Origin of the sequence: Pyruvatibacter sp. HU-CL02332 (assembly GCF_040362765.1) — a bacterium.
Lineage (GTDB): Bacteria > Pseudomonadota > Alphaproteobacteria > CGMCC-115125 > CGMCC-115125 > Pyruvatibacter.
Map to the genome: position 1 here is coordinate 1,715,414 of NZ_BAABWK010000001.1, position 23,163 is coordinate 1,738,576.

Sequence of the window (23,163 nt, forward strand, 5' to 3'; positions counted from 1 at the left end):
GCGCGCAATTTCAGCTACTGACAAAAAGGTAGGTGGCCGATCTGCTTGCGGCAAGGAAAAAGTGACACAGGCGTCACTTTCCTGGTTCGACACTCCGACCGGCCCGCGTCAATCGCAGCATCACGCGCACTGGCTGTGGAGGGCTGTGATTAACTATGTTTGGCGGAAGTCGGGGGTGTTACCCACCTTCATGGTGGTACTGATGCCGCAAATTTGCTGATGTTTCTTTCATGTTTTTGTACCAACGATGCCTTTCCCGTGCTATCGGGAACGTTGGAGTTGCGAAATGTGCGACAACAGGCACAGTAGCTTCGTCTAGAACAGAAGTCGGCAAACAAGCCGAACACAAAAAACTGGCGATGAACGCCGGACGAATACGGAGAAACCATTGGGGAGGGGTGCATCCAGGTCGCTTGATCTGTGTGCCGCTGGTCACCGGGGGGCGATGTATCTGGAAATCCAGATACGTTAAGTCGCGAAACGTGACCTGCACGAAGACCCCTGACATTGGTGTGATGGATGACTGAGGCTTTGAGGCCCGCGCGGAGTTTCGCGAGGGTTTTGGGTTTCAGCCGGGGATGTTTTGCCGTTCGCGCGGCCGGTCACCTGATACGGGATGGCTTCAAAGCGCAGCACACGGGCGGCCTGTACACTCCCGGCAATCACAAATTGGGTTTGAGTGCGTGACGGCGTTACCGGCCAATCGGTCAAGCGTTGCGCAGCGTGGAGTGAAACGGAACTAACATGATCAAGCTGCTGGAAAACATTCTGTTCGGCGCCAAGCCGCTCATTCTTGGGCTGTTCGCACTGATTACGATCTATTGCGCTTACTACGCCTTCCAGCTCCGGATGGATGCGGGCTTTGAAAAGCAGCTGCCAACGGGCCACGAATACATTGAAACATTCCAGGAGTATCGCGATCGCCTCTTCGGCTCGAACCGCGTTGTTATCGTCCTCGCCCAGCGCGACGGCACGATCTGGAACGAAGACTTCTTCAAGACCTACAAGGAAGTCACCGACGAACTGTTCTACCTGCCAGGTGTTGACCGCCGTACGGTGACATCACTGTGGACGCCCAACACGCGATACCTCGAAATTACCGAGGAAGGCATCAACGCCGATGACGTGATCCCGGGCACTGTGACCGTCAACAACATGACACCCGAGGCGCTGGAGCGCATCGAGAACAATGTGGTCCGAGGGAACTTCCTGGGCCGGCTTGTGGCGGAGGACTCCACCGCGGCCATGGTTGTCGCAGAGCTGCTGGAGATTGATCCACAAACGCAGGAACGCCTCGACTATTTTGACCTCGCTGACCAGCTTGAAGACAAGATTCGAGGGCAATACGAAGACGAAAACTACACCGTCCATATCATTGGCTTTGCCAAGCTGATTGGTGACATCGCCGATGGCGCGCAGACGGTTATCATCTTCTTCATTGTCGCCTTTATCCTCACCGCGTTGTCCGTGTTCCTGTATGCGCAATCATGGTCGCTGACCGGTCTTGCGCTGTTCTGTTCACTGACCTCTTTGATCTGGCAATTCGGTGTGCTGCACATCCTTGGCTTCGGCTTGGATCCATTGGCGATCCTTGTGCCCTTCCTGGTGTTTGCCATCGGGGTGAGTCACGGGGTGCAACAGATCAACCTCATAACCAAGGAAGTGACTTCCGGCGCCAACGGTGAAGAAGCCGCCCGTGCCAGCTTCCGCCTCCTGTTCATCCCAGGCTCCATGGCTCTCATCACTGACCTTGTGGGCTTTGGTACGCTGATCCTCATTCCGATCGGCATGATCCAGGAACTGGCCATCACCGCGTCTATTGGTGTGGCCCTCAAGATCGTGACCAACCTGGTGATGCTGCCAATTCTTGCCAGCTACATCACGTTCAACGAGAAGTTCGTGGACCGCGCCAACCGTGCCCGCGATTTCCGGATCCGCGTCATGACCCATGTGGGTCGTCTTGCGGAGCCGAAAGTGGCTGTGGTGATCCTCTTCGCCAGTGTCATCCTGTTTGCCGTTGCCTTCTGGCAGAGCCTTGGTCGCCACGTGGGTGACCTGCACGCTGGTGCACCTGAGCTGCGCGAAGATGCGCGCTACAATCAGGACAGTCGCTTCGTGGTGGACAAGTTCGCACTTGGCCTCAACCTGCTGACGGTTATCAACGAAACGCCGTCCGAAGCCTGTATCAATCACGACGTGATGAACTACCTCGCGCGTTTCTCCTGGTACATGTCGAACCGTGAAGGCGTGGCAGCTGTGATTTCTCTGCCGACTGCTGCCAAGGCGTCGTCTGCTGGCTGGAACGAAGGCAATCTGAAATATCAGACACTGCCGCGTAACAAGTTCGCACTCGTGCAGGCGGTGGGTCCGGTTCCAACGTCCTCCGGTCTTCTTGACGTGGACTGCACAACCTTGCCGCTCCAGATCTTCACAGATGACTCCAAGGCAACCACGATTGAAAACGTGATCGCCGGCGTGAAGACATGGCGTGAAGCCAACCCGCGCGATGACGTCAATATCCGCCTTGCTTCAGGCAATGTGGGTGTGATGGCAGCGACTAACGAGGAAATCGAAACCTCGGAACTGCCAATGATGCTCTACGTGTACGCGACCATCATTCTGCTGGTGTACCTCACCTATCGTGACTGGCGTGCAACGATCTGCTGTTGTGTGCCGCTGACGCTGGCGACCTTCCTGGGCTACTGGTTCATGGAAGAGCTGGAAATCGGCCTCAAGGTTGCGACCTTGCCGGTGATGGTGCTGGCTGTGGGTCTGGGCGTGGACTACGCGTTCTACATCTACAACCGCCTGCAGTTCCACCTGGCTGAAGGCCTCGACATCACTGACAGCTTCAAGCAGTCAATGTTCGAGACCGGCATGGCCGTTGTGTTCACCGCCATTACCCTTGCGGTTGGCGTGAGCACCTGGACCTTCTCACCGCTGAAGTTCCAGGCTGACATGGGCCTGCTGCTCACCTTCATGTTCCTGACGAACATGATTATGGCCATCACGGTGCTGCCAGCCATCGCCGTGGTTCTGGACATGGTGTTCCCGCGCCGTGCGCCAATCAAAGCGCCTTCGGGCATCTTGGCTCACTAACGCGAAACACAAAGTACTCGAGTAAGGGGTGTATCTGCCTCGCTGGCAGATACACCCCCCAAAGCACCCAACCAACGGTGCGCTCGCAAGGGGAAGCGAAAAATGCTTGATCGAATTGTTGCCTTTCTTGAAAACCGCGCCGCTCCAGGCGGGGAATCTTCTGACCCGTTTTCTGTGAAACAGGTCGCCGCCGCCGCCCTCATGGTTGAAGGCGCGCGTCTCGACAGTGACTTTGACGACACCGAGCGTGCCGCCATGGAACGCATTGTCGGTGAGCGGTTCGGGCTGAGCGCCGAAGATGCTCAGACATTGATCGACATTGCCGCCGAGCGGCAGAAGTCGAACTACGACAACTGGCAGTTCACAAACGCTGTGTCGAAGAACTTCAGCGCCGAAGAGCAGATCGATATTCTCTCCATGATGTGGGAAGTCGCATATGCCGACGGTGAATTGCACCGCTTTGAAGTGCACCAGATCAAAACCGTCGCTGGCCAGCTTGGCCGTAGCGATGCGGATCTGGAAAAAGCCCGTAAGGACGCACAGGCACGCCTGGGTATCTCGGACTAATTGCACCCCATCGCTAAAAACAACAAAGCCCCGGCATTGCTGCCGGGGCTTTTTGCGTTTGAATGGTCCTGCGTCTTAACGAAGCGCGAACCCAACAATCTCTTCAAGGTCAGCAAGCGCCTGATCTGCGGTTGAGACCTTGATTGCCTTCATGCCGACCTGGTGGGCCGCCTTGCAATTGATTCCAAGGTCATCAAGGTAGACCGCATCAGCGGCCTCAACGCCCAACTCTTCCAGAGCCATTTCATAGATTTTTGGGTGTGGCTTGCGAACGCCGGCCTTGCTGGACTCAATGATGAATTCGAACTCATCCATGATTTCCTGAACTGCCCTCGCCTTCTCACTGGTGCTCGCCATGCCGGCGCCTTCGCCCGCTGACACATTGTTTGTGATGCAGGATACCCGCAGGCCTTTAGCCTTGATGGTCTTCAGGGCCGCCAGCATCTCCGGCCGGACATCGCCAGACAAAAGCGCAATGATTTCACGGCCACGCACCTCGTGGCCCAGAGCTTTTGCTTCCTGCGCAAACAGCTCGTCAAACTCATCCATGTCCACGTCGGAGCGTTCGAACTTTGCCCAGGCATTATCGAGATAGTTGGTCGAGTTGATTTTGCGGATCAGGTCCTCGGGCAAGCCGCGCTCGCGTTCAAAGCGCGCAAACGCTTCAAACGGGCTCGACGTAAAAACCCCACCGAAATCCCAGATAACAGCTTTGACCATGTGCCCTAACCCTCTTCGTTTTTCTTGATGCCCCAGTCGCGCACAACCTTCACCATGGCGGAGGTAATTTGCGACAGGTCGCTGGATGAGATCACCAGCGGCGGCGTTGTATAGACAATATTGTTGAAAGGCCTGTTCCAGACGCCCCGCGCAATGAACTCGGCCTTCATCCAGTCGTGATCACCATGAGGCTCAAGCTCGATGACACCAATCGCGCCCTTGACCCTGACATCCCTGACGCCTGCCAAGTGTCGGGCGGGCTCCAGCTCCTCGGCCAGCTGCTGCTCAATGCGCGCGACGCGTGGGCCCGGAGGATCGTTCTCAAACAGATCAAGCGCCGCATTTGCAGCGGCACACCCCATGGCATTGCCCATATAGGTTGGCCCATGCATCAGCGCGGTCTCTGCGCTGTCAGACAAAAACGCATCGAATACATGCGTGCGCGCCAGAGTGGCGGCCAGCGGCAAGGTCCCGCCGGTCAGCGCCTTGGACAATGTCATGATGTCCGGCACGATATCGGCCTGTTCGCAGGCGAATAGCGTTCCGGTGCGCCCGAAGCCCGTGAATATCTCGTCCAGGATCAAGAGCACACCATGGCGGTCACAGGTCGCTCGAATGAAGCCGAGCGTCTCAGGCGAGTGCATGATCATACCGCCGGCGCCCTGGACTAATGGCTCCATCACAACAGCCGCAATGTCGCCAGTGCGTGAGGCAAGCAGGTCGTCAAAGGCGGTTTGTGTGGCAGGGTCAGTTGGTAGGTCTGTAATGATCTGCTGGGCCAGCAGCCCGGCAAACAACGAATGCATGCCTTCTTCCGGGTCGCACACGGACATGGTGGCAAATGTGTCGCCGTGATAGCCGCCTGTAAAAGATACAAACTGAGAGCGGCCTTCAGCGCCCTTGTTGATCCAGTACTGCACAGCCATCTTCATGGCGATTTCGACGGAAACTGACCCGGATTCAGAAAAGAAAACCCGGGAGAGGTCGCCCGGCGCCATCTTCGCCAGGCGTGATGCCAGCGTGTAGGCCTGCTCATGGGCAAGCCCACCCAACATCACGTGGGGAAGAGTTTCCAGCTGCCGGGTCACGGCCTCACGAATATGCGGATGATTGTAGCCATGCGCCGCCGTCCACCATGACGCAACGCCATCAATGAGTTCGCGCCCATCCGCCATAACCAGCTTGCAGCCTTCAGTGCGGGCAATTGGTGCGGGCAGGGGTGCGCCTTGCATCTGCGTGTAGGGCAACCAGATATGGTCAAACCCGTCCGTCAGCCATGCAGGCGGCGTGCTATTGGTCCCGGGCGTATCAGCCATGCGTATGTCGAGAAGTCCTTGAGGGGGAATAGGCGGCAGAGCATAGTGGCCCGCACCTGAGGAACAAGCCTAATCCCGTAAAAACAAGCCATATAAGCAAGAGGGTTTATGCCCAGCCTTGATGATTTCGCCAGTACCAAACTTGAAAGCCTCGCCGCACGTGGACAGCGCCGCGAGCTGACCGACACTGCCCGTAAAGCAGCAGGAACGGCGCTTCGCAGCGACCGAAACGTGATTTCGTTTTGCTGCAACGATTATCTCAACCTGTCCCAGCACCATGCCGTCAAAAGAGCAGCCCAGGCCGCCGTTGAAGAATTCGGCGTCGGGTCAGGCGCGTCACGCCTTGTCACGGGCAACCATCCCCTGTTCGCCCAGCTCGAAGCGCGCCTTGCCCGCATCAAAGGCACGGACGCTGCTTTGGTTTTCGGGGCTGGCTACCTGGCCAACACCGGGATCATTCCAAGTCTCGTGGGCGCGGACGACGTAGTGTTTGCCGATGAGCTCTCTCACGCCTGTTTGATGTCCGGCGCACGCATGTCGGACGCGCAGGTGCTTGTCTTTCGACACAACGACATGGCCCATCTTGAAGACCTGCTGACGGCCCACCGCGCGTCCGCCCGCAACGCCCTGATGGTGACGGATGGTGTCTTCTCCATGGATGGTGACCTAGCGCCATTGCCTCAGATGGTAGCTCTGGCCAGCGACCACGATACGTGGCTGATGACGGATGATGCCCATGGTCTGGGTGTCATTGGGGGCGGCCATGGCTCAGCGCGCGCCTTTGGTGATGTGCCCCTGGATATCCCGCTGCAAATGGGAACACTGTCCAAGGCCGTCGGCGGCTTTGGTGGATATGTATGTGCAAGCCAACCGGTGATTGATCTCCTCAAGAGCAGGGCCCGCACTTTTGTGTACTCAACTGGCCTGCCGCCGGCCAATGCAGCTGCAGCCGTTGCGGCCCTTGAGATAATCGAAAGCGACACGGATCTGATCGAAATGCCTGTAAGCAATGCAGCGCAGTTCTGCCGAGAGGCAGGCTTGCCGGCCCCCCAAAGCCCTATTGTGCCCGTCATCATTGGGGACGAGCGCGACGCGCTGGCTGCATCCCACATGCTGCTGAATGAAGGTTATCTGGTCACAGCCATTCGTCCGCCAACCGTACCCGCAGGCACCGCCCGGCTGCGTCTGACATTCATGGCGGAACACGACCCTGAGGATATTTCAAGACTTGCGGAAATTGTCCGTGAACGGATTATAGGACGATCGGCGGCATGAGTGGTTCCACATTTTTTGTGACGGCATCGGGCACAGACATAGGCAAGACATATGTCACCACCGGGCTGATCCGCGCCCTGTTGTCTGCGGACCGAAAGGTAGAGGCTCTCAAACCCCTGATCACGGATTTCACAGACGCCACCCAAAGCGGCAGCGACACCGTGCTTATTCTTCAGGCGTTGGGAAGAGAGCCGACAGAACAAGCAATCGAGCATGTATCTCCCTGGCGGTACACTGCTGCCCTTGCGCCGGACATGGCCGCCGCCAGAGAAGGGTTGGTTGTGCCCTATGACGACGTCATCGCTTACTGCCGCGATGCCCGTGCCGCATTGAGCGATGAAACAACCCTCATCGTTGAAGGCGCAGGCGGTGTGCTCGTTCCTGTGGACGACACCCACACCATGCGTGATTTCATGACCGACCTGACTGCGACACCCATTCTGGTGGTCGGCAGTTACCTGGGCACCATCAGCCATACGCTGACAGCCCTCGAGGCACTGCAGAGCCATGGGCTGTCACCCGCCGCTATTGTGGTCAGTGAGAGTGAGGATGCGGGCATTCCGCTGGATGAGACCTGCGATGCCATTGAGCGGTTCATTGGTGATGTGCCACTCGTCCCGGTGCCGCGGGGCGATCAGGATGCATTTTCGCGTCTCGCCGCACTGCTCTCCAGGTAAACCCGGCTCCAGGTCAGTTGAAATAAGAGAAAGGCAGACCTGCACTTGGCAGGTCTGCCTTTTCTTTACTGTTCTTTTTCCACAAGGATTGGTCCTAGTGGTGGGGATGCGCCTTGTAGAAGGCCATGCGACGCGAGAAAGACCGTTCGTCTTCAAGCGTATGGCCCGCATATGGATGGCGCGACTTGTGTTGCTCCCTCCGGGGTGTGATCCCGAAAGAGAGCCAATACATCATATTCTTCAGCATGGGTGGCTCTCCATTCTTATTGGTCTTAGACATTGCCGCCTGTCGGCTACCTGGCTAGAGGTGTCATAAAACCGTAATATGTATCCTATATACGCACCATGTGCGCAGACGTCAACAAAAAAGCGCACAGCGTGCGTAAAGCAAGTCTTAAGAGCCCGCCAAGGGGAGTGCGACTGACATGGATGAGAAAGAATTCAAGCGCTGGAGAAAGTCTTTGGGCATGTCTCAGAAAGACGCTGCAAAAGCACTTGGTCTGAAGCCTCGTATCATTCAGTACTACGAGAAAGGAGAGCGTGACGGAGAGAAGGTAAAAGTGCCGCGCTCTATTCGACTCGCGTGCTATGCGCTCGCACAGGGGGTTACAGACTACAACGGACCAAATGAAGGCTAAGAAGTTAACGGATATTAACCAAGACTAGGACCGTCACAATCAGGGTCTGACACAGTCTAAAAGTGGCCCCAACTGGCCAATTCTCTTGCGAACAATAGCTGCCTGACGGGTGACATGACCTGTTGAAGCCGTCGCATGCAGCTCAATTGGGTTGGGCAGGATGACGGCCAGTCGGGCTGCCTCCCGTTGGGTCAGATCCTTGGCCGACACACCAAAGTGATGCTGGGCTGCCGCCTCAATGCCAAAGACCCCCGGCCCCCACTCTGCAATATTCAAATAGACCTCGAAAATCCGCTCCTTGGGCCAGAGCGCGTCAATGAGCGTGGCCACGTACAGCTCCAGGCCTTTCCGAATGTAGCTGCGATGAGGCCACAGCATGAGATTGCGCGCGGTCTGCATGGTGAGCGTACTTGCACCACCTTGGCCGCCACCTTCAATCTCCGCAGTCATGGCTTGTCTCAAGGCCGCCCAGTCGACGCCCCCGTGGGAACAAAAGTTGTTGTCTTCGGACGCGATCACCGCATAGCGCACCGATGGCGCGATCTCTTCCAGGGGAACCCAGTCCCGGCTCAGGCCATATCCCTCAACAAGTCGAATGGCCATCACGGTCGTAAGGGGTGGCGGCACAATCCGGTACAGCAGGATCAATCCCACCGGAAGGACCACGAAAAGCCCTACAAGTCCGACCAGGGCCCACTCGAGAATGGACAGTTCACGGCGCCGCAGACGGCCGAAGAAGCCGTCAGAAATCGAGCTGTTCGTCGTTGAGGATGAGCGGCGGCGCGGCACGCGATTGATCTCCAGAATGTTCGATGCGGCAAAGTCTATGCGCCAACCACAAACAAAGTGATAGCGGACTTTGCACTCTCCCGGACAAATGATCACCGAACAAACAAAAACCGGGACCAGCCAAAAGGCAGGTCCCGGTTTCCAGCCCCATGGCCGGGGCGTGGCGTCTAAGGTGCTCTAAGCGGCGTTCATGTGCTGCAGGAAGCCCTCAATCTCAGTGCGCAGCTCAGCAGCATGCTCGGAGAGCTCGCCGGCGGCTGACAGAACTTCCTGAGCCGAAGCGCCTGTCTCACTCACAGACGAGGATACACCGGCGATATTCGATGATACCTCCTGCGTGCCCTGCGCTGCTTCTTGAACATTGCGAGCAATCTCCTGCGTCGCGCTGCCCTGTTCTTCGACGGCACTTGCGATGGCTGTCGAGATAGAAGAGATCTCGTCAATCGTCGACTGAATGGACGCGATGGCATCCACGGCGCTCGATGTCACATCCTGAATGGACGAGATCTGTGTGCCGATATCTTCAGTGGCCTTGGCCGTCTGCGTTGCCAGCGCTTTGACTTCAGATGCCACAACCGCAAAGCCCTTGCCGGCTTCACCCGCACGCGCAGCTTCGATGGTAGCGTTGAGCGCCAGCAGGTTCGTCTGGCTTGCAATATCAGTAATGAGGCTCACCACATCACCAATACGGCCCGCTGCCTCTGCAAGGCTCTGCACGGTCTGGTTCGTCCGCGTGGCTTCGTCGACCGCGCGTCCTGCAATCTGCGATGACTGTGCGACCTGGCGACCGATCTCCTGAACCGAACTGGCAAGCTCTTCAGCAGCGCCTGCAACAGTCTGGACGTTCGTCGATGCTTCTTCAGAAGCAGATGCCACTGTCGCGGAACGGCTGGTTGCTTCCTCAGCCGTGCCTGTCATGCCGCGTGCAGTCGCATCAAGTTCGGTTGACGCAGATGCAACAACATCAACGACGCCCTTCACTTTTTCAGCCATGGAAATCTGGGCTGTGACCAGGCTCCAGCTCACCATTGGACCGGCATAAGAGCCGTCCGGATTGGTGATGGCAGAAACATTGAGTTCGAGTTTCTCCGGCCCGACCTGAATCAATGCCTTGTGCGGCAGGTTGGCAGGGTCGCCCAGCATCGTGCGCTGGTGCACCGGACTTTTGTGGAACACGTCAATGCATGCGCCTTCGACTTCGTCTGCGGTAATAGGCAGATGCTCTTCAATGGTCCGCAGCGTTTCGATACTCGTCTTGTTGACGTAGCGGATCTTGAAGTCTTCGGGATCGCACATCATGACGTTGATGGGCATCTCGTCCACCATCTGTGAAAGCTGTGCAGCCTGGCGCATCTTGTCGGCGATTGTCGCAATCGCCTGCCATTGCGTGCCGGCATCGCCAGCTTCCGCCCCATCCGGCAAGCTGACAGGTTCGCCAGACGCGAGTGCCGTCAGCGCGGCCTCCACTGTGGCTTTCGGCGTCGAAGCGGCGCCCTTCTTAGGCTTTTCGCTTCCTTTGGTGCTCTTGGCACCGCGATCAAAAATGCTCATGAATTTCCCCTCTCATGGCCACCTGCCTCAAGCGGGTGTGTCGTGATTAGAGAGTAGGTCTGTAAAATAATCGTAAAAGTTGCACTATGTAGAGATGTACACGCAGCACGGCGTCAACCTGAAAGGGACTTTTCCTGCAACCAAAAGGCGAGTTTGTCTATCTCTTGATCGAACCCAGAATGCCCCGGATCAGCTCGCGCCCAAGGGTACGGCCCACCTGCCGCACCATGGATTTGATAAAGGCCTCTGTTGCCCCCTGGCGCCGTGAGGCCTTGGGGCGGGCGCGGGCTTCCGCTTTTTCGCGTTCCTTACGCTCCTTTTCAGCGGTGGCAGCTTTCTCTGCTTCAGCGCGCTCTGCTTCCAGTTCAGCGCGACGCTTCTGAAGAATTTCGTAGGCCGACTCCCGATCAATCGTGGTGTCATAGGTCCCGCCAACCGGACTGGAGGCAAGTGTTGCCTTGCGCTCTTCAGGCGTGGCCGGTCCAAGGCGGGAACTCGGCGGCCGTATCAGAGTGCGTTCCACAATGCCCGGCACGCCTTTTTCGCCAAGGGTAGATGTCAGGGCTTCCCCCACACCCAGTTGCGTGATGACTTCCGCGGTCTTGAGATTTGGGTTTGCCCGAAAAGTATCCGCAGCAACGCGCACAGCCTTTTGGTCGCGCGGGGTAAAGGCGCGCAACGCATGCTGGATACGGTTGCCCAACTGGCCCAGCACCTCGTCGGGAACATCAAGCGGGTTCTGCGTGACAAAATAGATGCCCACCCCTTTGGAGCGGATGAGTTTCACAACCTGTGCAATGCGGTCCACCAGATGTTTTGGTGCATCGTCAAAAAGCAGGTGGGCTTCATCAAAGAAGAAAACCAGCTTCGGTTTCTCCGGGTCGCCGACTTCTGGGAGTTCCTCAAACAACTCTGACATCAGCCACAACATGAAGGTGGCATAAAGCTGTGGCGCACGAATGAGCTTGTCGGATGCAAGGATATTCACCTGACCCCGACCATCATAGGTGGTCCGCATTAAGTCCTGTAGGCGCAGGGCGGGCTCTCCGAAGAACTTGTCACCACCCTGGGTTTCCAGGGTGAGCAAGCGTCGCTGGATTGCGCCAATGGACGCTGTGGTCACATTGCCGTAGCGCCCCGATATGTCCTTTGTGTTTTCAGACATGAAGGACAGCATTTCGCGCAGGTCCTTGAGGTCCAGCAGCAGCATACCGTCTTCGTCTGCTAGCCGGAACGCAATGGTCAGCACACCTTCCTGCGTGTCATTGAGCCCCAGCTGCCGGGACAGCAGGATCGGCCCCATCTCCGAGATTGTCGTGCGGACCGGGTGCCCCTGCTCGCCGAACACGTCCCAGAACACAACCGGGTACTGAGAATATTTGTAGTCGTCCAGCCCGATGGTAGCGGCGCGCTTCTCAAGAAAGTCCTTCGACACCCCCGCTTGCGACATACCGGACAGATCGCCTTTGACGTCTGCCATGAAGACGGGAACACCGGCTTCTGAAAAGCCCTCTGCCAGGATCTGGAGGGATACGGTTTTGCCTGTACCCGTCGCACCTGCGATCAGCCCATGGCGGTTGGCCAGTTTGAGAGACAGGTGCTGGTCAATGGCACCGCGGCCAAGAAAGAGCTGCTGAGACATGTTATCCGTTCGTATGCTGATGATTAGTCTTTGAGGAAGTCGCGAGCAAGGCCCATGAACTCATCGAACTTGTCATGATGGACCCAGTGACCTGCGCCCTCCACATTCACCGCCTTGGCGTTCTTGAAGGCTTTGATCCGGCCGTCCTCAGTCGGGTCAGACGCCCAGCTGTCGGTGCCGCGCACCAGCATGACGGGAGCCTCAATGCGACCCCACAAGGCGCTGGTTTCCTCAGAGTCCCACCGGTCCGGCGGAAAGGCGCGGACGTAGTTGTCAAACTTCCAGGACCATGTCCCGTCTTCGTTTTGAATCATGCCGTGCACGGTCAGGTGTCGTGAGTGTTCCGGGCTGAGATGCGGGTTTTCTTCCTGCATCCGCTTCACGGCGTCTTCCAGCTCTGGATATTTACGCGGTGAGCGCCCTGATAGGCCGCGCATCTGGTCGATCCAGCCTGACAGCCGTTCGTCCGCCGGCTTGCCTGCGCGCTGTGCTAGCATTTTCGGCGGTGGGCCAAGGCCCTCAATCGCAATCAGTTTCTCAACCGTCTCTGGGTAGATGCCTGTGTAGCGAAGCGAGATCGCACCGCCAAAGGAGTGCGCCAGGATCTTGAGAGGCGCCAGCTTCAACTGATGAATGAGCTGCGCAATATCATAGACATAGTCATTGATCATGTAGGTGCCGCCGACCATCCACTGACTGTCACCGTGCCCGCGCAGATCAGGCGCGATGATATGGTAGTCGTGGCGCAGCTCTTCGGCCACCCAGTCCCAGTTGCGGCAGTGGTCGCGCCCGCCATGCACCAGCAGCAGCGGTGGAGCATCCGGGTTTCCCCAGTCCACATAGTGAAGCCGCAGCCGTTGTGAGTAGTAGTTTCGGGACGCCGGCCCGACGATCAAATCAGTTTTATTGGTCATGTCCGCACTTTACCCGCGCCATTGGGGTGAGGGAAAGGGCAGAAGAGAGCGCCTTTTTTTCTGAAAATTTTGCCCGTCAATCGCGGACATGCGCGAGTCCTGCGGGTCAACTCTCTACCTACATAGGTGTGATGCTTCACAAAATCGATGGGAATGGAGCCTTCTAGTAAGCAGGAGGCTTAAATGATTGAGTGCATGACATTTTCGACTGCAAACGAGTTTGGGGACGCTCTGGTGGACTATCACCGCATGCGCTACCGGCTGTTCATAGAACGTGAAGGCTGGGACATTCCCCATTTCGACAACCTTGAGTATGACCAGTTTGATACGCCTGCGACGGTCTATCTGATCAAGCGTCGGCCCGAGACGGGCGAAGTGATGGGCGGCATGCGCCTTATTCCCACCACTCAGCCTTATCTGGCAGAGCACGTCTGGCCGAACATTATCCAGACCCGCCCGATTCCCAAGGACCCAAAGGTCTGGGAAGGCACACGGATGAGCGCCGCCCCGGAACTGTCCGTGGAAGAACGGCGTCAGACGCTGTCCGAGTTGGGCATCGGATTCGTTGAGTTCTTGCTGAGCGTCGGCGCCGACCGCGTCATCTTCGAGATGCCGCCCAAACTCCTCGAGTTCCAATCACGCGCGAACCCCGAATTCGTTGAGAGGCTGGGTGAGCCAATCACGCTCGACGACGGCACGCTACTCGTGGGTGGCTGGATACATCTGAGCGAAACCACTCTTGCGGCCTATCGCGCCGGAGCTGGTGTCACAGATGACATCGTGACCTATCCAAAAGCGAGCATCCCATATCGCAAGGCGGCCTGACGCCAGGACAAGATCCTGGTTGCCATGCCTATCATTGACCCGAATGCACATGTGTATTCGGGTCAATTGCTTTTCAAAGACCAGCGAATTACTGAGCGCTTTCTCTACGAAAGGACTTGAGAACTGTCACTTTGCTTTGCGAAACTCCTATCAGAGCGGATGGGCGAATCCCTGCCGCATGAGTGCCCGACTGCGCATGACGCATTCAGGTGCCAAAGGAAGTGGAAAAGCGCTCATGTTGGACGCCCGCGTCAAAGGTCTTTTTCAACAATGGCTGCAGGATGCAACGCCCGCCCCCTGGGGTGTGGCCCATGATCGCGACACTGACACCTACAAAATTGTGGCCCGAGACGATGATGGCCGCCCGCGCCTGGATGCTGCGGGCGGTCAGATCACCATAGCCACAGGCATGACGCGCTCTGATGCTGCCATGCTGGTGCAGCTGCGCACGCTTCTGGATGAGGACGAAACCCCATCTCGGGTGGTCAGTCTCTTCTAGACGTCATTCTCGCCGGCTTTGAGGCGTGACTCTCGCTCCGCCCAGCCAAAAATGCCCTTGGACATCAAAGACAGTTCTGCCTGCCGTCGCGCACCATAGATTTCAGCGCGAGCCGCATGCGCTTCCCGATTGTCCGGCTCTGCAAGGGCGGCGGATTCAACAAGATGGCAGGCCAGTCGCATGTCAGCCTCTACGCCAGTGCCAGCAAGGGTTTGCGCACGAGCAACCACAGGGCCGACGCCGCCCGCGAGCGATATCATTTCCTGAGCCAGAGCCGCATCCGGCGCCGGTTTCAGGCGCGATGGGTTGCCATCATACCAGCCGCCATAGAGCCGCCAGATATTGTGCAAAATGAATTCTGGTTCATCATACACGGGCTTGAGATAAGGCTTGTCCATGAAGTGAGACGGTAATTTGACCGAGTGCAACACCTCGTCAAACCGCGCGCCATTGTTCATCATCTCCAGCGACTGCTGTACCAGCAGTTCCAGCGCGGTAGCGATCGTGTCCAGCACCGAGGCGATACGCGCCTTGCCTTCAATCGGCAGCCCGTGTGCAGGAAGCAGCAACTCGGGCTCCTTGGCCGCCATGTCGCGTAGTGCCTTTGCCCATTCAAGCGGATACCGCTGCACTTTTTGTGGGTTCCCGGCATTGGGGAAAACCCACGTCACAAAATCGCCGGAGCAAATGGCCTTGTGCTCGGGTATCCAGGCCCACAGATGATCATCTGTTTCGCCGATCGCATGGTTCAGCTGAAATGTCAGATCGCCCGCGCGCAACGTCATCGCATCGCGAAACGTCGTATCCGGATCAACCCAGGGGTCAGGTCCAAACCGACGTGGCTGCGGTGGTCCCCCTTCATTGCCGCTTCCGCCGCCCATCTTGAGTTCCGTAGCGGGAGCAAACTGTCGGGCATTGATAGTGAAGTTGTATCCATTGGTCAGCTCGTAGCGCCGGAAGCGCGGGCTCACATTTTCATGGGCAACAACCTGCGGGCGTGTATGACCGCGCTCACAGGCATCACACAAAATGGCACCGGTACCGCCCACATGGTCCGCATGGCCATGGGTGTAGCAAACATGCGTCACCGGCTCATCGGTCCAGCGCCGAAGCGACTTGACGACACCACCAGCAAAAGCATCGAGGCTAGTGTCGAAGAGCACCACGCCGTCACCGGACTTGAGGGCCACCACATGGCTGAAGGCTTCAATGATGGCAACGCCATCGCCGACCTCGGAAAGCTCTGTCGTCGGACGATTGATCAGCCCGGCACCTTCATACACCCCATCGTCAATGTAGTGCGCAGACTTCGCCAGAATGTCAGACATCGATGCTCTCCCCTCGTAAGGCCGTTTCTTGAAATCAATGCCGGACTATAGCGGCCAATTTCAAATTAGAAACACCCATTAATGCGATCGGGAAGGGGGTTTTGCATGTGGGCCCTGAAAAGGCCGGGCCAGCCCCTTTTCAGGGCTGGCCCGCATCCACCTTAGAAATCGACGGAGAGCCCGCTGCGCACAACAATCGAGTTGATATCATCTTCAAATGTGCCGCCGGCAGCGCCGGTCAGTGCGCGGCTGCCTGCGCGCCGAACGCTTCCAGCATCCACGGCCTGCCGGAAGCCGACATCCACAAAGGTCGACAGCTGTTCAGACAGCGCATAGTTGACGCCGCCTGTCACATGCCAGGCAAACACGGTGTCACCATCATCATTGAGGTTCAGTCCACCGGCACCGTACAGCAGGTTGTGGCTGACAATATTGATGCCCGCGCCACCGCCGATATAGGGCGTGAGGTCATTGCTGATGACATTTGGCAGGTCGAAAAAGACGTTGCCATAGATGCCGACATTTGAAATCTGGCTGCCGTCCGCAACCACTTCGTTGCCTGCGCCATTGCCGGAGAAGTCGATGGTGTCGACGTCATTTTCTGTGTAGCTGACCTCAAGCTCCGTACGCGGAACGAAGCCGCCAAAATTGTAGTCGGTCCACCGGTACCCGACGGCGCCGCCAAACGTGAAGCCGGTATCGAAGTCCGTTTCAACGGTGTTTGTGCCGTTGGTGAACTCCACGTCATCAGTGTGAATGCTAGCGCCACCATTGAGAGACAGATACCAGTCATGGTCATTGTCTTCGGCGTACGCGGCCGTCGTGACGACGGAAGCAAGGGCGGCAATAGCCGTGGCACGCGCAGAGCGCGTGAGGAAGGTGTGAGAATTCTGCATGTGTTGGTCCAGCCTTGAAGTGTGTTTTCTGAGCGCCCCCGCCCAACCGCAATCCACGGTCACGTTGAAAACATTTGTGCGCCGAACCGCCGATCACCTGCCAATCACATGCAGGAGATTTGCATTACAAACATGTCAGACCCGGTGAAATCCCGCGCTGCCTACGATGACTATTCAGCAGCACTGGCAGCGTGAGATGCAACCCTTCGGGACGCGGGGAAGACTAGGCGGACTGTTGTTCCTTCTCCGACCGAGCTGTCTATCTCAATGGTGCCCTCGTGCAGCTTCATGAAGGCGGCAACGACGGTCAGCCCCAGACCGACACCGTCTGAGGTTCGGTGTGCAAACGCCTTGACCTGCTGAAATGGCATCAGGATGGATGAAAGCATGTCTGCAGGAATGCCATCGCCCTGGTCTTCAACCTCAACGATCGGCTGGCCGCCTTGGTTAGTGCGTGTGCGAACGGTGATGGGTGCGTCCGGAGGTGAGTAACAGGCGGCATTCTTGATGAGATTGCCGATGGCGCGTTGAATGCGGGGGCCGTCAGCCAGAACCTCTCCGACGTCAAAATCAAACTCGGTCCGAATGACGTGAGCGCAGGAATCGGTATCTCCGCGCGCTGCGTGGATGGCACCCTCGGCAATTTCAGCAAGACAAACTGCATCGTCCGCAAGCTGCACATCGCCCATTTCAGCGCGCGTTACATCCATGATGTCATTGACGATACTAAGCAAATGACGCCCGCTGCCGCTGATATGCGCCGCATATTCCTGATAATCGGGCGACCCGAGAGGACCTAGCGCCTGCTGCTCCATCAACTCCGCAAACCCGATAACCGAGTTGAGCGGAGTGCGTAACTCATGGCTCATATTGGCGATGAAATCTGTCTTCGCACGGTTGGCCCGTTCCGCCTGCTCCCGTGCTTCGCGTTGCGCTGTCACGGCGCGAATGCTGTCGGTCACATCGCGGATCGTAAGGCCCAGTACATGCCGATACATCTTTCCGTTTGGCAACGGAGTATCAACAGGGACCTCGCTGCGGTTGAGCCTTATCTCCAGATGGTGTTCGGTCCCCTCCCTGACAACGCGGCCTAGTACCGGCTCACCTAGCGGTACGTTGTGCCAGCCTCCCGCAGGCCTGTCGCGATCAAGCGACAGATTCTCGACCAGGTAGTCAAGGTTGGCTGCAGTGCCTGTATGCGGCGCGTTGCACAGGTCAAATGTCTGTTTGTTGGCTTGTTCAATGCAGCCATTGGCATCAAGGATCGCAATCCCATCGAAGCTGTCCGAGACGACACGGTCCAGGAGAATACGTTGATGAGAGGCAATCCGCTTCTGTCGAGCCGCATTGCGCCTTTGCAGATCTGACATGAGTACAAGCTGAAGGCCAAACAGCAGCATCAGAGCAAACAGGGCAGGTAGTATATCGAGACTAATGGCCGCGAAATGCTGAAGCAGTCCAGAGACTGCGAGCAAACCGACAACTGCAACCGCTACAATGGCCGCATGCCCGATCCAGCCTCGTTGTTGAGGCATGCACAAAGCGCCTGCCAGAACCAGGATAACGAGAAGAACAACACCAATTGGTCCGGTCCGGTGTATTTCGCGACCCTGATGAAGTGTCTCAAATCCCATTGCCTGGACCATCGGCCCTGACATGACGCCATAGCGCGGCACAGCAAAATGGTCACCGAGTTCAACCGCGGTGCCGCCGATGATGACGCGTTTGCCATTCACAACATTGACGTCGAACCGTCCGTCCATCACATCCACAAAAGAGATGCGGGGGATCGTGCGCACATCTATGCCGTAGTCGACGTAGAACGGTTCCGGCTTTGGCTTTGCCTTACCTGCAAGCAGCGCAAACATGGAGTATCGAAACGCGCCATCCGCATTCCACATGCCGTGCATCAGTTGACGTAGACGACCATCTTTGTCCGGAACAACATTGACGCTGCCAAGCCAGGCATGGGGAGTGAGTTCAGGTGTCGGTTCAGCGTCGATAAGATTTCCGTCATACACGCCGGGTTGCGCCAGCTGCGTGAAGGCCGGGAGGATCACATGACCGCCTGCATCTTCAAGCGCGCGCGCGAGTGCGGCCGTCTCGTTCTCATTGGTCCGGGCGCTCATGTCCACATCAATGGCAATTTCATCCGCACCTGCAGCGACCAGTGACCGGACTACAAAGGCATATGTATTGCGTGGTAACGGCCATTGGCCCAATTCCTGGACGGACCGGGCATCAATCTGGACGGCGACGACTTCTCCGGATGCAGATCGATCAAGAAGACTGAAGCGAGATTCCAGCAGCGCGAGCTCAAGGGTTTCCAGCGCGCCGAACGCAAAAGCGCCCATGGCGATGAAAAACACAGCACATCCCTGAACAAGCCGCTGCATGTCCTGCGGCACCTCCACATAGAAAATCAGCCGGGCAGTTGCCTGCCCGGCTGATGAGTATGCGGTATCAGGGGATTAGCGACGGTTAACGTCAGCCCTTCGACTTGCCCTTGGCATTGCCATTTCCGGTTGCGGCGGAGTTGCCGTTGCCAGCACCATTTCCATTGTTGCCGTTGTTGCCGTTGTTGCCGTTGTTGCCATTTGAGGCACCAAGAGCCAGCCCGCCGCTGTTTCCACCGGCATTGCCGTTTGAGGCACCAAGAGCCAGCCCGCCGCTGTTTCCACCGGCATTGCCGTTTGAGGCACCAAGAGCCAGCCCGCCGCCGTTTCCACCGGCATTGCCGTTTGAGGCACCTAGGGCAAGGCCACCACCGTTGCCGCCGGCATTGCCGTTTGAGGCACCAAGAGCCAGCCCGCCGCCATTTCCGCCGGCATTGCTGTTTGAGGCTCCCAGCGCGAGTCCGCCGCCACCGGCTTTGCTATTTGATGCGCCAAGCGCCAGCCCGCCGCCATTGCTGCCAGATTTTGCATTTGACGCGCCTAAGGCCAGACCACCTCCGCCACCGGACGTAGTGGCCGACAATGCAACACTGCCAGCCAGTCCATTGGCCTTGCCGTTGACCGTGGCATTGGTCTTTGCCTTGGAGCCCGCATTGCTGCGTGCCTCGACAGCAGCACCAATGTTGCTCTTCACAGCGCCGGCTGTTGTTCCTGAAACACTCTGGCGCACCAGACCACCGGTAGCTGCTGGAACATCCAGCCGCTGCACGCCCATTGTGGACTTGATACGAACGGGTGCCTGCGATTTGGGGGCAACGTTCATAGGTGCACTAGCACCTGGGGAAGCGGCGCGCGTCGCTGGAGCAACCACACGTGGCGTGCGACCGGCCCTAAGTGCCTTGGCAGGTGCTGCCGCACCTGGCCCTGTCACTGACAGACCAACGCCTGATCCCGCGGAAACATCAGCAGTCTGGCCGGGGCGCACCATGCCCACGTCGCCGGACTCAAAATCCATAACCTCAACCGCACCCTGCACCACGTGTACGGAGGACTTGCCCCCAGCCACGGTGACGGCAAATTTGGTACCTTTCACCACAGCAGCCAGATAAGGCGTTTCCACCTCAAAATGCTGATGGTCTTTCTTGTCGACTGACAGAAGAATTGTGCCGATTGACTGAATGATGGTTGTCGCAAGGCCCTGCCGGCTCTGGGGCGCCAGTTGAATACTCGTATTCGGCGCAACAACAATGGCCTCTTCGCCACGACGGATAATCACCCGCCCATTGGCCCCGGTTGTAAGCATCGTACCGGACGTCAGCGTCTGCTCGCCGCCTAGCGCAACAGGCGTCGCACCTTCTTGCGCGATCCACACATCACCGCTGCGGGACTCGACTTGCCATGCGGACTCAGCGTGGCCTGTGTTCGAAAACACAACCATCGCGAGAGCGATAGCTGCGTATGCCAGTCCATTCTGGATGTGGCGCATAATTGTTCTCTCCATGTCGGGCTTATCCGACCCCAACCGAAGTCTGGCATATGTCTAAAATTTTGAAACAAGGCATTGGAAGTAAAGGAAAGAATCACTTAACCCGAAGGGGTGTATTTGAGTGAGTAGGTAATTCTTAAGCTTCGGGATGGCAGCACTCATTGGTTGCAGCCAGCACTTGTCCCAAAGCGGGATCGCTAAAATGTTTGTCGGCAACCAGGACTCAATGCTCAACGAAAATGGCTCTCCTGCATTTCCACACCCTGGACCGCATACCGCATGTTGTGATGCTCGCGGTGACCGTGCCTGCCCTGTGCGCAACGATGTGGATACAGGACGCTCACTCTCAGGCCTCGCAGGAAGCAGACCCCAGCCGCATTGAAGACCAGCTCATTGAGCGTGAAGCGCCTTCGCGCAAGCCGACCGCTGATGACCTCAGCCTCGGTATTGCCGGTGCGGGTACCGACGACATCAACGTTCCACCTTTCATTCTAAGCGGTGTGACTGTTGAAGGGGCTACGGCCTTTTCTGGCGAAGAGATCGCCGCAACATATGCTTCGCTCCTCGCAACCCAAATTGGGTCGGCCGAACTTGAAGCTATTGCCGGTCGCATCACAGCGCTCTATCGCGACGCAGGCTATGTGCTGTCACGCGCCATACTTCCGCCTCAGGACGTTACAACCGGAATAATCCGTATTCAGATTATTGAAGGGTATGTAAGCCATGTAACGACAGATGGCACGGTGCCGGAGTACGCCATCAAAGGTTATGCGGCGCGCATTACAGAAGAGCGCCCACTTACCCTCAATACGCTTGAGCGCAACATGTTGCTCATCAATGACATGCCTGGCGTCACGCTCAATGATGCAGTTCTGTCTGAAGATGACGCGGTGCCAGGCGCGCATACCCTTGCACTTGAAATAGGCCTCGACCGTATTGGCGGTTCATTCTTTGTGGACAATCGTGGTTCAGCAGAAGTCGGGCCCGTTCAGGCCGGCGCAAGTGTCGAGCTGCGAAATACAATCGGCTTTGGTGATGCCGTGTCCGTTGCGGGCTTTACTGTGCCAAGCCAGCCACGCGAACTGAAACTTATCCGCATTGGTTACGCGATGCCCATCGGCTCCAGTGGATTGCAGATGAGCGTGTCGGGAACAGCAAGCTGGATTGACGCCGGCGGTACCCTCGATGCTGTGGGCGATGAGAGTAATCTCAAGTCAGTGTCGGCAAGCTTGGCCTATCCAGTTGTGCGCGCGCGGGATGCAAACATCTGGCTCAATGCCAGCCTTGATGTCAGAAGTGCGGAAGAACGTACGGACTTCGGTACCGTCTTCGATGAAGATCTTGTGGTTCTGCGCGGCAGTGTGTCGGGCATGACTGCGGATGGTTGGGGTGGCCGCAGTTACGTCACGTTCCGGGCATCCAAGGGTGTTCGCCTTATGAATGCTGCCAAGCGAGGCGATCCGCTGTTGTCGAGGACCGATGCTGACCCACAGGCCGCCACACTGACCGTGGATGTATCCCGCTATCAGCAGCTTGTTGGTGATCTGCTTTCTTTGACGCTGGCAGGCAGAGCGCAAAGGGCGACTGACGCGCTTGTTTCCTCGGAAGAGTTCAGTCTTGGAGGGGCCCGGTTCGGTCGAGGCTTTGAATATGGCGAGCTGACCGGTGATGACGGGATTGCGGGTTCAGTCGAGTTCACGATCGCTCCTGACATCGAACTGGCCTGGGTGTCCCGCCCGCAGATTTATGCGTTCTACGACACAGGCGCTGTATGGAACAGAAACGTGGTCTTTGGTGACGCCCGGCAGTCCTTGTCGTCCGCCGGGGCCGGCATCCGGCTGACCTTTGCGGACGATTTCAACGCCGGTTTTGAGTTGGCCAAGCCGTTGGACCGCGACTCAAGCCGCACCAACACAGATGAATGGCAGGCGCTCTTCTTCCTATCCGGGCAGCTTTAAGCGCCGGAACGCCAACGCCAATTTTCCTGAGGCAATAAAGGCCTCGTAAGATTTCAGGTCTCAAAAAGCGGGGAAGTGGCGCGCCGGGGAAGATTCGAACTCCCGACCCCCAGATTCGTAGTCTGGTGCTCTATCCAGCTGAGCTACCGGCGCAGGTTTCACGGGATGGATGGGCTCCAAGGGTGGAGCCTTGCGATAGACGCAAAGTGCAGGGGATATGTGCCCTGCCCGCGAAGGCGTGAAGCTCTAATGCACCACGCATCCAAGCGCAAGAGGCAATCAGCGCGTCGTCGGTGATTCTTGCGGCGGCCCGGCCAAAAACGGGTTCGGCGGCATATTCTGAGTTGCTTGAGACGCCGCGCTGACCCGAATTGCCAAAAAACAGCCTGATTCACCATAAAAGCCGCGCTTGTGGGGGGATTCCGCATTGGTTAGAGTGACTTCGCTTTCGCGCTGCACTATTAGATGCAGAGCAGACATCCATTTCGCCGGAAAGACGGGAAGGGGCCAGGGGGCTTCGCGCGTCAACATCCGGTATCCGTAATCAGTCGGGCGCTTGCCATCAGGGCGGCGTGTCCGTTTTCAGG

Annotated in this window: 19 protein-coding genes and 1 tRNA gene; 8 read left to right on the forward strand and 12 right to left on the reverse strand. The window is 57.5% G+C overall.

All coding sequences use genetic code 11. The features are described 5' to 3' along the window. Positions 1 to 744: 744 nt before the first annotated feature. Together ABXH05_RS08130 and ABXH05_RS08135 are read left to right on the forward strand one after the other, a co-directional pair. Positions 745 to 3,099, forward strand: a complete 2,355-nt coding sequence (locus tag ABXH05_RS08130) for an efflux RND transporter permease subunit (RefSeq protein WP_348136667.1) — start codon at positions 745 to 747, stop codon at positions 3,097 to 3,099. Between the two features lie 102 nt (positions 3,100 to 3,201). After that, positions 3,202 to 3,666 (forward strand): tellurite resistance TerB family protein, encoded by a 465-nt coding sequence (locus ABXH05_RS08135; protein WP_353560571.1) that lies wholly within the window; start codon positions 3,202 to 3,204, stop codon positions 3,664 to 3,666. Positions 3,667 to 3,741: 75 nt separating this feature from the next. Here ABXH05_RS08135 and ABXH05_RS08140 read toward each other — a convergent pair whose 3' ends face one another. Beyond that, complete coding sequence (locus ABXH05_RS08140; protein WP_353560572.1) at positions 3,742 to 4,386, reverse strand: HAD-IA family hydrolase; 645 nt, start codon at positions 4,384 to 4,386, stop codon at positions 3,742 to 3,744. 5 nt (positions 4,387 to 4,391) lie between these two features. After that, positions 4,392 to 5,702, reverse strand: coding sequence for an adenosylmethionine--8-amino-7-oxononanoate transaminase (locus ABXH05_RS08145; protein WP_353560573.1), 1,311 nt, complete (start codon positions 5,700 to 5,702; stop codon positions 4,392 to 4,394). Positions 5,703 to 5,810: 108 nt separating this feature from the next. Here ABXH05_RS08145 and bioF point away from each other — a divergent pair, with 108 nt between their 5' ends. Together bioF and bioD are read left to right on the forward strand one after the other, a co-directional pair. Next, on the forward strand, positions 5,811 to 6,977 hold the full coding sequence (bioF, locus tag ABXH05_RS08150) for an 8-amino-7-oxononanoate synthase (RefSeq protein WP_353560574.1): 1,167 nt from the start codon (positions 5,811 to 5,813) through the stop codon (positions 6,975 to 6,977). Beyond that, positions 6,974 to 7,654, forward strand: a complete 681-nt coding sequence (gene bioD / locus ABXH05_RS08155) for a dethiobiotin synthase (protein WP_353560575.1) — start codon at positions 6,974 to 6,976, stop codon at positions 7,652 to 7,654. The genes bioF and bioD overlap by 4 nt, the downstream gene beginning before the upstream one ends. 94 nt (positions 7,655 to 7,748) lie before the next feature. Here the strand turns inward: bioD and ABXH05_RS08160 are convergent, their stop codons facing one another. Then, a complete protein-coding gene (locus ABXH05_RS08160; RefSeq protein WP_353560576.1) occupies positions 7,749 to 7,901 on the reverse strand; it encodes a hypothetical protein in 153 nt (50 codons plus the stop codon). Positions 7,902 to 8,079: 178 nt separating this feature from the next. Here ABXH05_RS08160 and ABXH05_RS08165 point away from each other — a divergent pair, with 178 nt between their 5' ends. Next, entirely contained in the window at positions 8,080 to 8,292 is a 213-nt protein-coding gene (locus ABXH05_RS08165; RefSeq protein WP_353560577.1) for a helix-turn-helix domain-containing protein, read from the forward strand. 39 nt (positions 8,293 to 8,331) lie between these two features. Here the strand turns inward: ABXH05_RS08165 and mtgA are convergent, their stop codons facing one another. From mtgA to ABXH05_RS08185, 4 genes are all read right to left on the reverse strand, one after another. Then, the gene (gene mtgA / locus ABXH05_RS08170; RefSeq protein ID WP_353560578.1) at positions 8,332 to 9,081 is read right to left on the reverse strand and encodes a monofunctional biosynthetic peptidoglycan transglycosylase; all 750 of its coding nucleotides are present in this window, start codon (positions 9,079 to 9,081) and stop codon (positions 8,332 to 8,334) included. Positions 9,082 to 9,258: 177 nt separating this feature from the next. Next, positions 9,259 to 10,632 carry a methyl-accepting chemotaxis protein gene (locus ABXH05_RS08175; protein ID WP_353560579.1) on the reverse strand — a complete coding sequence of 458 codons (1,374 nt, stop codon included), beginning with the start codon at positions 10,630 to 10,632 and terminating at the stop codon, positions 9,259 to 9,261. A gap of 157 nt (positions 10,633 to 10,789) precedes the next feature. Next, positions 10,790 to 12,274, reverse strand: coding sequence for a helicase HerA-like C-terminal domain-containing protein (locus ABXH05_RS08180; protein WP_353560580.1), 1,485 nt, complete (start codon positions 12,272 to 12,274; stop codon positions 10,790 to 10,792). Between the two features lie 23 nt (positions 12,275 to 12,297). Next, complete coding sequence (locus ABXH05_RS08185) at positions 12,298 to 13,188, reverse strand: alpha/beta fold hydrolase (RefSeq protein WP_353560581.1); 891 nt, start codon at positions 13,186 to 13,188, stop codon at positions 12,298 to 12,300. A gap of 183 nt (positions 13,189 to 13,371) precedes the next feature. Between ABXH05_RS08185 and ABXH05_RS08190 the strand changes: the two genes are divergently transcribed. Continuing rightward, a complete protein-coding gene (locus tag ABXH05_RS08190; RefSeq protein WP_353560582.1) occupies positions 13,372 to 14,013 on the forward strand; it encodes an acyl-homoserine-lactone synthase in 642 nt (213 codons plus the stop codon). A 235-nt stretch (positions 14,014 to 14,248) separates the two neighbouring features. Next, positions 14,249 to 14,512, forward strand: coding sequence for a hypothetical protein (locus tag ABXH05_RS08195; protein ID WP_353560583.1), 264 nt, complete (start codon positions 14,249 to 14,251; stop codon positions 14,510 to 14,512). Here the strand turns inward: ABXH05_RS08195 and ABXH05_RS08200 are convergent. From ABXH05_RS08200 to ABXH05_RS08215, 4 genes are all read right to left on the reverse strand, one after another. Further along, positions 14,509 to 15,840: an alkyl sulfatase dimerization domain-containing protein gene (locus ABXH05_RS08200; protein WP_353560584.1), complete on the reverse strand. Its 1,332-nt coding sequence runs from the start codon at positions 15,838 to 15,840 to the stop codon at positions 14,509 to 14,511. The two genes, ABXH05_RS08195 and ABXH05_RS08200, sit on opposite strands and share 4 nt — an antisense overlap. Before the next feature lie 161 nt (positions 15,841 to 16,001). Further along, positions 16,002 to 16,736: an outer membrane protein gene (locus ABXH05_RS08205; protein ID WP_353560585.1), complete on the reverse strand. Its 735-nt coding sequence runs from the start codon at positions 16,734 to 16,736 to the stop codon at positions 16,002 to 16,004. Positions 16,737 to 16,906: 170 nt separating this feature from the next. Continuing rightward, positions 16,907 to 19,132: a CHASE2 domain-containing protein gene (locus ABXH05_RS08210; RefSeq protein ID WP_353560586.1), complete on the reverse strand. Its 2,226-nt coding sequence runs from the start codon at positions 19,130 to 19,132 to the stop codon at positions 16,907 to 16,909. 91 nt (positions 19,133 to 19,223) lie between these two features. Continuing rightward, complete coding sequence (locus ABXH05_RS08215) at positions 19,224 to 20,633, reverse strand: FecR domain-containing protein (protein WP_353560587.1); 1,410 nt, start codon at positions 20,631 to 20,633, stop codon at positions 19,224 to 19,226. Positions 20,634 to 20,857: 224 nt separating this feature from the next. Between ABXH05_RS08215 and ABXH05_RS08220 the strand changes: the two genes are divergently transcribed. Next, positions 20,858 to 22,576, forward strand: coding sequence for a ShlB/FhaC/HecB family hemolysin secretion/activation protein (locus ABXH05_RS08220; protein ID WP_353560588.1), 1,719 nt, complete (start codon positions 20,858 to 20,860; stop codon positions 22,574 to 22,576). A gap of 76 nt (positions 22,577 to 22,652) precedes the next feature. Here the strand turns inward: ABXH05_RS08220 and ABXH05_RS08225 are convergent. Next, positions 22,653 to 22,729 (reverse strand) — tRNA-Arg (locus tag ABXH05_RS08225). Positions 22,730 to 23,163 lie beyond the last annotated feature (434 nt).